Consider the following 12,549-nt stretch of genomic DNA (forward strand, 5'->3'; position numbering starts at 1 on the left):
GATGGCCCTCATGTGGGCCGCCGAATGGCCCCTCGCCCAGCACCTCTCCGACGGCACACCCAGCATGTCCGCCAACCCCTTCATGGACTCCCACCTCGTCTACGCCCTCGCCCTCATCACCCTCGCCGCCCTCCACGCCGACCGCACCTGGGGCCTGGCCCACCTCTGGCAACGCCTCCCCCTCATCCGCACCACCCCCTGGCTCCACTGACCCCCAACCCCCGCCCGGGACGCCCACCACCGGCGCCCCGGGCCCGTCCTGAGAGCCCCAGAGAGACCCCGAAAGACCCAGAGAGAAGAGGGGACATGATCCCGACCGTGACCGTCGGCCTCGACACCTCGAAGCGGAGCCTCAACGCCGCCGACTGGGCCGCCGCCGAGGCCGAGCGCCGCGGGCTTCCGCTCCGGCTCATCCACATCAAGGAGGCCAGGCCGCACGCCTGGCCCGACCCCGCCGCGGGCCTCGCCGACGAGGTGGCCGAACGCCTGCGGGCCCGCCACCCGGGGCTCGCGATCCGCACGGACGACCGTTACGGACAGCCCTCGACGGTGCTGTCCACCGCCGCCGCCGAGTCCGCCCTGCTGGTCCTGGGCTCGCGCGGCCTCGGCGGCATGACGGGACTGCTCCTCGGCTCCGTGTCCCGCGCGACCGTGGCCCGCACCACCAGGCCCGTCGTCCTGGTGCGGACGAGGGACGAGGCGGCGGACGGCAGGCGCGCCGGTGAGGTGGTCCTCGGCCTCGACCTGAGCCGCCCGTGCGACGCCCTCATCTCCTTCGCGTTCGAGGCCGCCGCGCACCACGCGACCACGCTGCGCGTCGTCCACGTCTGGCAGCCGCCCACCCTGCACGCCTACAGCCCCGAGGAGGCGGCCCCCGACCGGCGCGCGGACCTGGGCGCGCGCCGGGCGCGCACGCTGAACGAGGCGTTGCGCCCCTGGCGCGCCCGGCACCCCGGCGTCGAGGTCACCGAGGAGGTGCTCATCGGCCATCCGACCCACCACCTGGTGCGGGCGGCGGCCGGTGCGGCGCTCCTGGTCGTGGGCCGCCGCACCCGCGAGGCCGCCCTCGGCCCCCGCATCGGCCCCGTCACCCACGCCGCGCTCCACCACTCCCCCGCGCCCGTCGCGGTCGTGCCGCACGACTGAACGCGGGGCGCCACTCATTCCCTCCTCTCCTCTTTCTCGACGGTGCAGCGGGTGAGCTCGATGACCAGCTGGGCGGCAAGGAACCACCTCGCGTCCGGGTGGCCGTAGGGGAGGTGATGGTCCTCCGGGTGCGGGACGATGCCGTCGCTGTCCGGGTCGGGGGTGAAGAACCCCCCGAACACCCCCCACGTACGCGGCTTGCGCGAGCGGATCAGCAACGGATCGGTCAGATGCGGACAGTGCCGAACCGCCAGCGCCGCACACGGACGACACACCGGCGGCTTCGTCGACAACAGCCCCTCCACGTCCCCGAAGTCCGCGACCTCGGCGCGCTGCACCAGGAACAGCCACCCCCGCGACGTCCGGTCGGCCGGACCACCGCACACCTGACACAGCCGCTCCAACATCGTCCGCCGCTGACGGGCCGGGTGCAGCGCCCTGAAGTCCGGCCTCCCCGCGCCGGGTTCGGCGTCCATCCGCGTCCACAGCACCCCATGCCGGTCGCGGTCACCCGGCACCTCGTCGCGATATCCCAGCCCGTTCCCGCCGGGCCGCACGGCCAACGCCACGGCCACGCGGGTGCTTTCACCCGTCCACGCGGCGGCGTACGGCACGGGCAGGGCCTTCGGCCCCCAAGTGATCGTCTCGGTCATGGTGTGGGTCATGGTGTGGGTCGATGTACCTTCCCCGTCAGTGAGAGCACCTCGCCCAGCCGGACGGGGCGCAGATCGGTCAGCCAGTGGGACCACTCCCGGCGCGGATCGAGAACGCCCCGCATCCGCACCGACTGCGGGCTCTCGCGCCGCGTCACCACGCCCACCAGGCCGGTGTCCTGGCTGGCGAGCAACGTTCCCGGGCTGGGCTCGTAGACCAGCGCGGCGAGCCGGTGGGCGACGAACGCCGCGACGTCGACGGACAGGTCGAGCGTCACGCTGATCCGTCCTTCGGTCGTCTCCATCACCTGCACCCGGTGCGATTCAAGTGCCCGCACGGCGAGTTGACCGCGCAGCCGGTCCCGCTCGCGCAACGCCCGCTCCACGAGCGGCGGTTCAGCGGCGAACACGACCGCCGCCGGTCAACACCCGGGTCAGCGCGCGGGCCGTCTCGGGCCTGATCCGGCCCAACTCGACCAGGGGTGCGTCAGGGACGCACTCGTGAATCCGCAGAATGGGCAACGCGATTCCGTGGACCTCCAACGCGGCCTTCAATTCGAACAGTGCTCTTTCCGCATCCCGACGGGGCGAGTCCATCAGGGGAACCTCCTTGAGTCGCTTGTCGCGAGGAGCCCAAGAGAACCAGATTGAAGGCCGTTTTCGTGGGTATGCCGGGCAGCAAGAAAAGCTCAGACCCCGGCAGTTGAGGGTCTTCGAACACAGAAGCGCAGGTAGCCGTGGCAGGTACCGACTCGGTCCCCAATGACATTTCCGATCTTGAATATTTCGGCGGTGAGGTGAAGAGAGCCCGCCTCGGACGCAAGCTCACGCAGGCCAAGTTCGCGGAGGGCACGGGCTATACCCAGGGGCATGTCTCGAATGTCGAGTCGGGACGCAAGATCCCCTCCGCCGAATTCGCACGCCGATGCGACCATGTGCTGGGCACCGAGGGGATTTTCGAGCGACTACGCGAACGGCTCCTCGAACGCGGCCACCCCAGCTGGTTCCTGCCGTTCGTCAAGCAGGAGTCAACGGCGGTGGAGATCCTGATCTACTCCTTGACAGTGCTCCCCGGCCTGCTTCAGACCCCCGACTACGCCCGTGCCGTCTTCGAGGCATACGACCCATGGGCGGACCCGTCGGTCATCTCCGGCCAAGTCACCACCCGTATGCGGCGCAAGAAGGTCCTGTCGCGGGAGGCACCCCCGGTGGTGTGGGCGGTCATCCATGAGTCGGCACTGCGCATGCAGATGGGCGGCCCGGAAATCATGCGCGAGCAGTACCAACAGCTGGGTAAGCTGCTCACGTTGCCCAAGGTGACGGTCCAGGTGCTCCCCTTCCGGGTGGGAGCGCCGCCGAGCACCGAACCGCTCGAATTGTTGCGTCAGGCCGACGGACGCCTCACGCTGTACGCGGACACCATCATGGGCGGCCAGATGTCCGAGGACAAGGAACGCGTAGACTCCGCGGTGCAGACGTACGAGCGGCTGAGGGCGGACGCGCTGGGACCGCGTGAGTCGGCTGCGTTCATCGCGAAGATCGCTGAGGAAGACTCTCATGACCACCCCTGACCCGCACCACCACGCGTGGCGCAAGTCCTCCTACTCATCCGGCAACGGCGGCAGTTGCTTGGAGACCCGCCCCGAGAGGCACCACGGCATAGCCGTCCGCGACTCCAAGGAACACGGCGCGGGCCCGATCCTCACGATCAGCCACGACGCATGGCGCGCGTTCATCGACATGGCCACCTCATGACCACCACCTGGCACAAGTCCTCCCACTCCTCCGGCAACGGCGGCAACTGCCTTGAAACCCGCGCCGAAAGCCACCACGCTGTTGCGGTCCGCGACTCCAAGGAACGCGACACCGGCCCGATCCTCACGATCAGCCACGACGCATGGCGCGCGTTCATCAGCATGACGAAGCTCTGACCCTGCGGCGGGCCACCACCCCCACCCCAGGTGCCCGCCGCACCCTTCACCCCTGCCCTGAGCTCAGCCAGCGCGCCGGTACATATCCACCGCTTGCACGAGGGCGGTTCTGGACCCACGTGAACGCCTACGGCCGGTTCGAACTGGACGTGAACAGCGGCCTGGAGCTGGACCTGACCGCGCGGGCTGGCGCGGTGCCCGGCCCGCGCACCCCCGAGGGTCAGACCGCACCACCCCCGCGTGACCGAACGAGGGAACGCCGAAGGGCGCCCCGGGCGGCGGCCGGGGTCCGTCACCACCCCTGTCCACCGCCGCGGGACGCCCTCGCCGTTGAGGCTGCCGCTGCTATCGGGCCAGCCACAGGTTTAGGCCGCCCCGGCGGGCCCTGGGGGGATCCTTCCGCGGGGGTGGCCCGGTTCGAGTGGCGGGTCAGGCCGCGTTGGCGGGCGCCGGCACCAGGGTGTGTGCGGTGCGGGTGATGAGGTCGGCGGCCTGGTCGACGTCGGTGTCCGTGGTGGTGCGGCCGATGCTGAGCCGGAGGGTCGCGCGGGCCTGGTCGCGGGTGAGTCCGATCGCGGTGAGGACGTGGGAAGGTTCGCCGCTTCCGGTGTTGCAGGCCGAGCCGGTGGAGGCGGCGATGCCAGGGACGCGGTCGAGGAGGTCGGTGGCCTCGATGCCGGGGAGGGTGAGGCTGAGGTTCCCGGGCAGTCGCCGGTGCGGGTGACCGTTGACGGTGGCGCCGGGGATCGCGGCCAAGAGGCGGTCTTGAAGCCGGTCGCGCAGGGCCCGGATGCGGGGCGGGGGCGGGACGGCGTCGGTGGTGATGAGGTGGGCGGCGGCGCCGAAGCCGACGATCGCGGGGACGTTGGGGGTGCCGGCCCGCAGCCCACGTTCTTGTCCGCCGCCGGTCTGCTGGGCGGTGATGCGCAGGCCGCCGCGGATGTAGAGGGCGCCGATGCCCTTGGGGCCGTGGAGTTTGTGAGCGGACAAAGAGGCGAGGTCGACGCCGAGTTCGGCGACGTCGAGGAGTCCGCAGCCGACGCTCTGGGCGGCGTCGGTGTGCAGGACGATGCCTCGCGGGGCGGTGATCTCGGCGATGGCCGCGAGTCGCTGCAGGGTACCGATCTCGTTGTTGGCGTGCATCACCGAGACCAGCACGGTGTTCGGGGTGAGGACGGCGGCGACATCGGCGGGGTGGACGCGGCCGTGCGCGTCGACGCCGACGCGGGTGAGGGTGTAGCCGTGGTGGTCGACGAGCCGCTGGCAGGCGGCGAGGACGGCCTTGTGCTCGATCGCGGTGGTGACGATGTGCCCGCCGTGCGGGCGGGCGGCCAGGGCGGCGCCGACGATCGCGAGGTGGTCGGCCTCGGTGGCACCGGAGGTGAAGACGATCTCCAGCTCGTTCTTGGCGCCGACCAGGTCGGCGACCTGCTCGCGGGCGGTGCGGATCGCCCTCGCGGCGGTGCGTCCGCAGGTGTGCGGGCTGGAGGGGTTGCCGTACTCACTGGTGAAGAACGGCAGCATCGCCTCCAGGACGCGCTCGTCGAGCGGGGTGGTGGCCTGGTGGTCGAGGTAGATCGGTGGGGTGTTCATGCGGCCCGCTCCTCGTCTCGGGCGGCGGCCGGTGCCGTCGCGGCGTACTTGCGTTCGCCGTCGACCAGGTCCCAGTAGATGGTGCGGGGCTCGTCGAAGACGGAGAACGCGGTGGCCAGGCAGTGCCAGTTCCGGTTCGGTTGGGCCGCGGCGAGGAAGAAGGCGTCCTCGAACAGCCGGCGGGCGCGTTTGGCCAGGGCCTCGCGGGTCGGCTGCGGGGCGAACAGGTGCAGGAATCCGCGCTCACGCAGCCATGCCTCGGCGTGCTCGGCGCCGACGGTGCCGTCCAGGTGGCCGCCGTCGGTGAGGGTCTGGGTGGCCAGCCGCTCAACCCGGCGGTGCCGTCGGGCGTCCTCGCCGCCGGGGCAGCGGTCGCCGGTGATGTTCCATTCGTTCCAGCGGGGCGGCTGGTAGTGGTCCCAGTCGATGTCGTCGAGGTGGGCGGTGACCTGCGGCGGGATCTGGCCGCGGGTCAGGTCCGCGACGTCGTAGCCGGGCCCGAGGGCCTCCAGTGTGAGCGAGCCCGGCCGCCTGGGGCCGGGCCGGTCCATGCGGATCAGGACAGTGAGGCGGTTGGTGAAGCGGTTGGTGGGCTCGGCCAGGATGACGGCCCGCCCGTCGGCCAGGAGCCCGGCCGTGCGGGACGGGATCTCCTCGACGGGGAAGGTGTTGCCGCCGCGGTAGTACTGCTTCTTCTCCACTCCTCCGTCGGAGCGGATCATCAGTTTCTCGGTGCCGGTGGCGGCGGCCAGGACGTGGGCGGCGGTGCGGAGGGCGGCCGTGCTGTGGCCGGGCTCGATGAGGCAGGCGTTGAGGACGGGCAGTTGCAGCGAGTGCAGCAGGGCCATGGTCTGCCACTTCGGCCAGCGCCGGTCCTTGGCCGCGGCGGTCAGTTCGTCGGCGGTGAGTGCGTGTAACGGGCGGGGCAGGGATATCGCCATCGCGCCGTTTCCCCCTTACCTTCGTCAGGCGGCGTCCGCGAGGTGCAGGTCGGCGGACAGTTCGGCGAACGTGCGCTCGCGGTTCTCGGTGAAGGGGTGGTCGCGCCAGTCAAAGAAGTCGCCGATGCCGAGCTCGTCGGCGCAGACGCGGCGTACGAACTGGCGGGTGAAGCCGACCGAGGGCCAGTAGTAGTGCTCGCCGGGCCGCGCGGAGAGGTAGAGGTAGGAGCCGTCCGCGGCGGCCGGGAGGGCCGCCATGGAGGTGAGCCGCAGGCCGGGCCCGCCGGTCTTCTGATAGGCGGCGGTGATCGCGTCCGGGTCGGGGACGGGGATCAGGTGCAGGTGGCAGTGGCTGCAGCAGGAGGCGCCCAGTTCGCAGTCGCGCGGGCCGTGTTCGGCCAGGATGACGGGCCCGTAGCGGGCCTGGATGAGCGTGCGCATCTGTTCCGTCTCCGCCGCGACCCGCTCCAGATCGGCCGGGGTGACGTCGGCGGCGGCGTCCATGTGCTCAAGCGGCATGAACAGGCAGTAGCCCGGGGCCAGGGCGCCGATGGTGGGCAGCAGCACCCAGCCGCCGACGGTCTCGGTGATGATCCGGGTCGTGCTCTCGCGTGCGGTGAACTCGGTGCAGAACTGGCAGTCCATCAGGGTCACCTCCGGATCGGGCCGACGGGGAACTCGTCGGCGTATCGGCTTTTCAGGTCGGCCTCGCGGCCGTAGAAGGGGTGGGACGCGACGTCGTCGCTGCGGGGCCCGTCCAGGGAGAAGACGAGCAGGCGGGCCAGCGGCATGCCGTGGTGCAGCCGCAGGACGGCGGGGCCGGTGTTCACGAGCTCCAGCGTCAGGTGCCCGTTCCAGCCGGGCAGGACGAACGGGCTGGTGACGTGGACGGCCAGGCCGACGCGGGCCAGGTGGCTCAGCCCGCCGATCATGCCCATCAGCCCGGCCCCGAGCCGCAGCGGCTCCTCGACCGCGCCCAGCAGCATCTCGCCGGGCATCAGCTCGTGGGTCTTCCACTCGGTGACCGGCTCGCCGTAGAGGTCGTCGATGCTGGACTGGTCGGCCAGGTCGATCACCAGCGTGCCGGGGGCCGCGAGTGGCTGCAGCGGCGAGCCGAGCGTCAACAGCAGCCCGTCGCCGCGGAGTTGGCCGGGCCATTCCATGGCGCCCTGACTGATCAGCCAGGTGATCAACTCGGCTGAGAGCATGGCTCACCCCCGGGGATGTAGGCAGCGCTGTGGGCATCGCCTTTCGGATCGAAGGCGGCTGCTGAAATGTTCCCCGGGATAGTCCGCGATATCCATATGCCCGATAGGGCATTTAAAGGTTTTCTCGGGGTGAAATGCGGAGAAGTTCAGTTCTGCTGGCCGTACGGACAGTGCAAGCTGGTTGAGGCCGCGTCAGGGAGGGGGCGTGATGGTGCCGTCGTTGCCGTCCGGGCCGTTGAAGGTGCCGGGCCCAGAGGGGTTCCGCGGCGATCTGCTGGCGTGTTCCCCGGACTTGCTGGACCTGACCTGGGACCAGATGCGGACGCTGATCGTCGTCCGTGAGTCGGGGACCGCGCTGGCCGCGGCGAAGGTCCTCGGGCGTGAGCAGTCCAGCGTCCAGAAGCAGCTCGACATCCTTAACCGCAACTTCCAGGCCCTCACCGGTGAGTTGCTGGTGGTCAAGCAGGGACGGGGCCGGGACTTCCTGTTCACCCCGACCGGGCTGGAGGTCGTCGAGCGGGCCAGGGCCACCTTCGCCGACTGGCTGCAGGGCATCGCCGACTCCCGCCGCCGGCTCGGCTCGACGCTGACCGTGGGGACGACCGAGTTCACCCTCGGCTTCCTGGGCCGGGTGTGGGAGCGTGTCGCCCCGCAGCTGCTTGAGCGGGAGGTCGAGCTGAAGGTCGTGCATGTGCGGACCCGCGACTTCTGGAAACGCCTGGACTCCAACCAGGTCGACCTGCTGTGCGGCGGGCTGGCGGCCGAGGCCGCCGCCGAGCGGGTCGCCCCCGAGTACGACTTCCTCGAATGGCATCGCGAGGGCCTGGCCCTGCTGACGAACCTGCCGGTGCGCGAGCTCGCCGCCAGGACCGTCGGCGTCGACCGGCTGCGGACGCTGCCGCTGGTCATCCCCTCCCGCGGGGTGATAACCGACTTCGTCGAGCGCTGGTATGGCCCCGACTTCCGCTCGCAGCTGCAGATCGCCGCCGAGATCGACGACATCTATTACGGACTCGCCCTGCTGCGGTCCCGCATGACCTATGGGTGCATGCTGTGTGCCCGCTCCATCGGCGAGGCCGCCGTCGACGGGCGCCTGCCCACCAGCGAAGACTTCCGGCTCATCGGCTTCGCCGACGACTTCGACCCCATGCTCCAGCTGATCTCCGGTGTCTTCGCCCGCAAGGGCGAACGCGAGATGTATGACGCCTCCCACCCTCTGAACATCCTGTGGGACGCCTTCCGTGACGAGGCCGCCTCCGGCAGGCCCCTGCCCCTGTGACCTTAAGGACCCCTCGTGCTGCTGGCCTCGGTCAACCTCAACAAGCGTCTCGGCGCCGCAGGCGCCCGCTCGCACCTCGCCGCCTGGCTGCGTGAGCACGGCGTCAAGGCCGTGCTCGCCCAGGAGCCGTTCAAGCCCACCGACCCGACACCGCCCGCCCTCGGCGGCTTCACCTTCGCCGGCGGCGACGGACACCTGGCCGCCTGGACCAGCGAAGACCTCGCCCCGCCCGCCGTGTCCTCACCCAGGACGTGGGTCCAGCGGATCGAGCTGGAGTGGCTTCTCGTCCTCCAGGTGCATCTCGACGCCTATGCCGGCGCCTCCCGGGCCTCCCAGCTGGCCGAACTCGCCGCGATGGCCGCCGCCGAGGACGGCCGCCCGCTGCTTATCAGCGGGGACTTCAACCTCGCCCCCCGCCCCGAGGACGGCCTTTTCGGCGAGGAGACCAGCACCTTCACCACCGACGCCGAACGGCAGACGCTCAGGCAGCTGATGCAGAGGGCGGGCCTGGTCGACACCACCGCCGAGACGGCGCCCGCCTTCACCTTCGAGCGGGTCTTCTCCGGCAAGCCCAGCCGCTTCCGCTGCGACCTCGCCCTGCTCAGCGACCACCTGACCGCGACGACCACCGTCACCCCCGACGCGAGCGTGCGAAGTGGCCCGAAGGCGTTCACCGACCACTCCGCGCTGCTGATCGACCTGCCCGTCACCGGCCAGGCGGCCGAGCCGGACGACGTGCTCTTCGCGCTGAGCGAGCTCACCGGCCAGGGCTCCGCCGCCCCGGCCCCAAGGGAGTATCAGCCCCATAAGACCGCGATGAGCCGCCAGGGCCCCTCTCCGGCCTCCCGGGCCGTGACCGAGCACCTGACCGGCCCCCTCGGCGTTCAAAGCGTCCTGGACCACGGCTGCGGCCGCGGCGCTGACGTCGCCCACTACCGCTCGGCGGGCCTGGATGCCGAAGGGTTCGACCCTCACGACGACTTCGGCTGGCCCCGCCCCGAGCGGACCGGCTTCGACCTGGTCACCTCGATGTTCGTCCTCAACGTGCTGCCCGACCCCTGGCAGCGGATCCAGGCCCTCAAGGACGCGGCGTCCTTCGCCCGCCCCGGCGGCCATGTCGTCGTGGTCACCCGCTCGCCGGAGGAGATCACCAAGGCCGCCGCGGACGGCAGCTGGACCGCCCACCACGACGGCTTCTGGTCCAGCCAGAGCAAGGGGACCTTCCAGCGTGGCATCGACCCGGGTGAGATCACCGCCCTCGCCCGCCGGGCCGGGCTCGCCCCCGCCGCCGGTGCCCCTGTGCTGCCGCTGCCCGGGGTCTGTCATGCCGTCCTGGCCAATCCCCGGACGTGAATCGCGTACCGCCCAACGTCCCCAGTCGCCCGCATCCTGGTGCACGAAGCCGCGTACCAACCAACGTCCCCGGTCGCGTACGTAGTTGTGCACGAAGTCGGGTACTGACTCGTCGCCGAGGACGGCCTGCGGTCAGCGGTTGCCCGTCCAGACGATCCGGTCGGCGAAGCCGCCCCGCTCACCCGCCTTGGCCTCACGGATCTTCTCCAGCTGATCCGCGTCGACCCCCAGGTCCGCGGCGAGCGCGCGCACGACCTCCAGCACGTCCGCGAGTTCCTCCGGCGCCGAGTCCTCATCCGCCTCAAGGAACTCGGCGACCTCCTCGCCGAGCTTGTCCCGCAGCCGGCGGCGGTATTCCTCCCGGCCCGCGGTGTAGGTGACCGGCTCGGCGCCGTCCTCCCGGATGATCTGCGGAATCCGGTCCCGCACCAACTTGCCGTGCCTGCTGTAGGGCTCCACCCGTGCTCTCCCGCACCTGTCTTCGTGAGGCGGTCACCGGACGCCGCCCCTTCATGCCGCCGCAGCCTAGAGAAGTCGCCTCACCACTCGCCATGCGAACCGCCAATCCCACCCGTGTTGAACAGAACGTGCCGCGTTTCAGAAGAGCACCCGGCTTCGCATAAGCGGGGCATAAGGCCGGGGCGGGCCCGCTGAGCAAGCGCCGGGCCCGTGCGCGATGACACCCAGCTCGTACCGGTCGGGGTCGGCGGCGGTGGACCGCACCGTGCGGTTGTCGAGGACGGTCATCAACAACAGGTCGAGGTGCTCGTTCGATTCATCCCCCGCCAGCGTCATCCCGGACCAGGTATCGACGCGCGGCGTGTGGAGAGCCGTGCGCAGGGCCTCGACGTCGGGTTCCGGATGGCCGTCCAGGCGCAGGCCGACATCCTCGACGGCGCGCACCGCCTGAAATACGTCCGCGACTTCCTCGTCGGCCTGGAGAACTGCCAGACCCAGTGCGCGTTCTTCGACTTCTGCCGCGGTGCCCAGGCCGCCAACCGCTACTTCGAGAACGGCAGCCTCACCACCACCGAGACCAACTACTGCCGGGTCTCCCGGCAAGCCCTGGTCACAGCCTTGTCCACCCTCGCGACCACAGAGAAGGAACCAGCGGCATGACGCCCCTTGACGCCGTAGCCACATCCGACGCGCCCGTCGTGATGAACTTGATCTCCACCCACACCACCCCGGCCCACGCGATCACCGCGGCGGCGTGGAACAACCAGCCCACGTGGGACAACTGGCCGAAGAACCCCGCACCCTTCGACAACCGCCCTACCTGGGACAACTGGAACAAGAAGAAGCGACCCCACCGCCGACGGCGCACTCGCCCACACGGGCCGCCGACGGCGCCGCACAGGCCCGCCTCGTTGATAGGCATCCCGATGGGAACCCGCACGATCCGCCGCACGAGCGTCACCCTGCCCTCGCTGGACGAGCCCGGCCTGTACCTGGCCAACGTGACCTCGCTCGAAGGCGGCCGCGGCCGGGTCGCGGAATTCCACTACGGCGACGCCGACCTGCGCGGGCTCGACCTGGCCGACACACACCTCATCGACGGGCGCATCACCGGACTCAGCACCCAGCAGGTCCGGCTGACCCGACTCCGCGTCGACTCCGTGGAGTTCACCGGCTGCGAGCTGTCCGCCCTGCGCTGGTCCGACAGCAAGGTCACCCGCGCCGTCTTCCGCGACTGCAAGCTGATGGGCGCCATGCTCGAGGACGTCACCCTCGACAACGTCGTGTTCGAGAGCTGCAAGCTCGACTACAGCACCCTCACCCGCGTCAGGGCCGCCGGGCCCGTGATCTTCTCCCGCTGCTCTCTGCGCGAGACCACGCTCACCGCGACCGACCTGAGCGGGGTCCTGTTCGATGAGCGACCGGTGCGACATCGCACCGGTTCGGCCGGGCCGACGGCGCGGCCCCGGCGTCGTGGGCCCACTCGCCGATCGCGGTGAACCCACGCGCCCCGGCGGGCGCCAGGTCCTCCACGTCCTCGTGGCCGAGCTCATCCGCGAGCTCATCGCATCCCGTATCCCGCCAGGCCGACACCGGGCTCACTCCATGGGCTCGTCGTCGACCTCGATGTCCCACCGGGCGTCGTTCCCGTCGACCGAGGTCACCGTGACGGTCGCACCGTACGTCGCGCCGGTCCCCGTGACCTCGCAGCGGATGGTGGCCCCCACTTCCGCCGGGAGGTCCTCATCGCAGGCGACGTCGATGTTCCCGCCGTACTGCTCCTCCAGAACCTCGGACGATTGCTCGCCGACCTCGTCCCTGTCGACGGCGGGATCCTCGCTCGAGCAGCCCGTGGCGAGGAGCAGCGACAACACCCCCAGAGCCGTTCCCGTGACCGCTCGGTTCCGCCGCACCTGCCGCATCGCGGCCTCCTCATGTGTTCTTGACTACGTGGCGCATGAAGGTACGCGGGGAACCACCCACCGG

The 12,549-nt window shown here is 70.7% G+C and carries 16 protein-coding genes and 1 pseudogene; 9 read left to right on the forward strand and 8 right to left on the reverse strand.

Annotated elements, in window-relative coordinates:
- Together D7318_RS33155 and D7318_RS30305 are read left to right on the forward strand one after the other, a co-directional pair.
- A pseudogene (locus D7318_RS33155) lies at positions 1–211 on the forward strand (hypothetical protein); the annotation flags it as partial.
- A gap of 95 nt (positions 212–306) precedes the next feature.
- Complete coding sequence (locus D7318_RS30305; RefSeq protein ID WP_120700457.1) at positions 307–1,146, forward strand: universal stress protein; 840 nt, start codon at positions 307–309, stop codon at positions 1,144–1,146.
- A 14-nt stretch (positions 1,147–1,160) separates the two neighbouring features.
- Here the strand turns inward: D7318_RS30305 and D7318_RS30310 are convergent, their stop codons facing one another.
- Both D7318_RS30310 and D7318_RS30315 read right to left on the reverse strand, forming a co-directional pair.
- Positions 1,161–1,799 (reverse strand): hypothetical protein, encoded by a 639-nt coding sequence (locus tag D7318_RS30310; RefSeq protein ID WP_230424251.1) that lies wholly within the window; start codon positions 1,797–1,799, stop codon positions 1,161–1,163.
- Positions 1,800–1,807: 8 nt separating this feature from the next.
- The gene (locus tag D7318_RS30315) at positions 1,808–2,209 is read right to left on the reverse strand and encodes a hypothetical protein (RefSeq protein WP_147437884.1); all 402 of its coding nucleotides are present in this window, start codon (positions 2,207–2,209) and stop codon (positions 1,808–1,810) included.
- 327 nt (positions 2,210–2,536) lie between these two features.
- Between D7318_RS30315 and D7318_RS30325 the strand changes: the two genes are divergently transcribed.
- From D7318_RS30325 to D7318_RS30335, 3 genes are read left to right on the forward strand one after another with little or no spacing between them, the layout of a single operon-like run.
- Positions 2,537–3,370: a helix-turn-helix domain-containing protein gene (locus D7318_RS30325; protein WP_120700460.1), complete on the forward strand. Its 834-nt coding sequence runs from the start codon at positions 2,537–2,539 to the stop codon at positions 3,368–3,370.
- Entirely contained in the window at positions 3,357–3,554 is a 198-nt protein-coding gene (locus tag D7318_RS30330) for a DUF397 domain-containing protein (RefSeq protein WP_120700461.1), read from the forward strand. Before D7318_RS30325 ends, D7318_RS30330 begins: the two co-directional genes overlap by 14 nt.
- On the forward strand, positions 3,551–3,730 hold the full coding sequence (locus D7318_RS30335; protein ID WP_120700462.1) for a DUF397 domain-containing protein: 180 nt from the start codon (positions 3,551–3,553) through the stop codon (positions 3,728–3,730). Before D7318_RS30330 ends, D7318_RS30335 begins: the two co-directional genes overlap by 4 nt.
- A gap of 429 nt (positions 3,731–4,159) precedes the next feature.
- Here the strand turns inward: D7318_RS30335 and D7318_RS30345 are convergent, their stop codons facing one another.
- The 4 genes from D7318_RS30345 to D7318_RS30360 are packed head-to-tail and all read right to left on the reverse strand — an operon-like array spanning position 4,160 to position 7,472.
- Positions 4,160–5,323 (reverse strand): cysteine desulfurase family protein, encoded by a 1,164-nt coding sequence (locus D7318_RS30345; protein ID WP_120700464.1) that lies wholly within the window; start codon positions 5,321–5,323, stop codon positions 4,160–4,162.
- Entirely contained in the window at positions 5,320–6,264 is a 945-nt protein-coding gene (locus D7318_RS30350; RefSeq protein WP_120700465.1) for a hypothetical protein, read from the reverse strand. The genes D7318_RS30345 and D7318_RS30350 overlap by 4 nt, the downstream gene beginning before the upstream one ends.
- A gap of 24 nt (positions 6,265–6,288) precedes the next feature.
- Complete coding sequence (locus D7318_RS30355) at positions 6,289–6,909, reverse strand: hypothetical protein (protein ID WP_230424252.1); 621 nt, start codon at positions 6,907–6,909, stop codon at positions 6,289–6,291.
- A 5-nt stretch (positions 6,910–6,914) separates the two neighbouring features.
- Complete coding sequence (locus tag D7318_RS30360) at positions 6,915–7,472, reverse strand: dCTP deaminase (RefSeq protein WP_120700467.1); 558 nt, start codon at positions 7,470–7,472, stop codon at positions 6,915–6,917.
- A gap of 208 nt (positions 7,473–7,680) precedes the next feature.
- Here D7318_RS30360 and D7318_RS30365 point away from each other — a divergent pair, with 208 nt between their 5' ends.
- Positions 7,681–8,751: a LysR family transcriptional regulator gene (locus tag D7318_RS30365; RefSeq protein WP_230424253.1), complete on the forward strand. Its 1,071-nt coding sequence runs from the start codon at positions 7,681–7,683 to the stop codon at positions 8,749–8,751.
- Between the two features lie 15 nt (positions 8,752–8,766).
- Positions 8,767–10,104: a methyltransferase domain-containing protein gene (locus D7318_RS30370; RefSeq protein WP_120700468.1), complete on the forward strand. Its 1,338-nt coding sequence runs from the start codon at positions 8,767–8,769 to the stop codon at positions 10,102–10,104.
- A gap of 132 nt (positions 10,105–10,236) precedes the next feature.
- Here D7318_RS30370 and D7318_RS30375 read toward each other — a convergent pair whose 3' ends face one another.
- Positions 10,237–10,563 (reverse strand): nucleoside triphosphate pyrophosphohydrolase, encoded by a 327-nt coding sequence (locus D7318_RS30375; RefSeq protein ID WP_120700469.1) that lies wholly within the window; start codon positions 10,561–10,563, stop codon positions 10,237–10,239.
- A gap of 210 nt (positions 10,564–10,773) precedes the next feature.
- On the opposite strand from D7318_RS30375, the gene D7318_RS33160 reads away from it, so the two are divergent.
- Both D7318_RS33160 and amcA read left to right on the forward strand, forming a co-directional pair.
- Positions 10,774–11,223, forward strand: a complete 450-nt coding sequence (locus tag D7318_RS33160; RefSeq protein ID WP_183091674.1) for a hypothetical protein — start codon at positions 10,774–10,776, stop codon at positions 11,221–11,223.
- Entirely contained in the window at positions 11,220–12,062 is an 843-nt protein-coding gene (amcA, locus tag D7318_RS30390; protein WP_120745069.1) for a multiple cyclophane-containing RiPP AmcA, read from the forward strand. Before D7318_RS33160 ends, amcA begins: the two co-directional genes overlap by 4 nt.
- A gap of 99 nt (positions 12,063–12,161) precedes the next feature.
- Here amcA and D7318_RS30395 read toward each other — a convergent pair whose 3' ends face one another.
- Entirely contained in the window at positions 12,162–12,485 is a 324-nt protein-coding gene (locus tag D7318_RS30395; RefSeq protein ID WP_120700472.1) for a DUF4333 domain-containing protein, read from the reverse strand.
- Positions 12,486–12,549: the final 64 nt, after the last annotated feature.

Source organism: Streptomyces radicis, from assembly GCF_003626575.1.
Taxonomy (GTDB): domain Bacteria; phylum Actinomycetota; class Actinomycetes; order Streptomycetales; family Streptomycetaceae; genus Streptomyces; species Streptomyces radicis.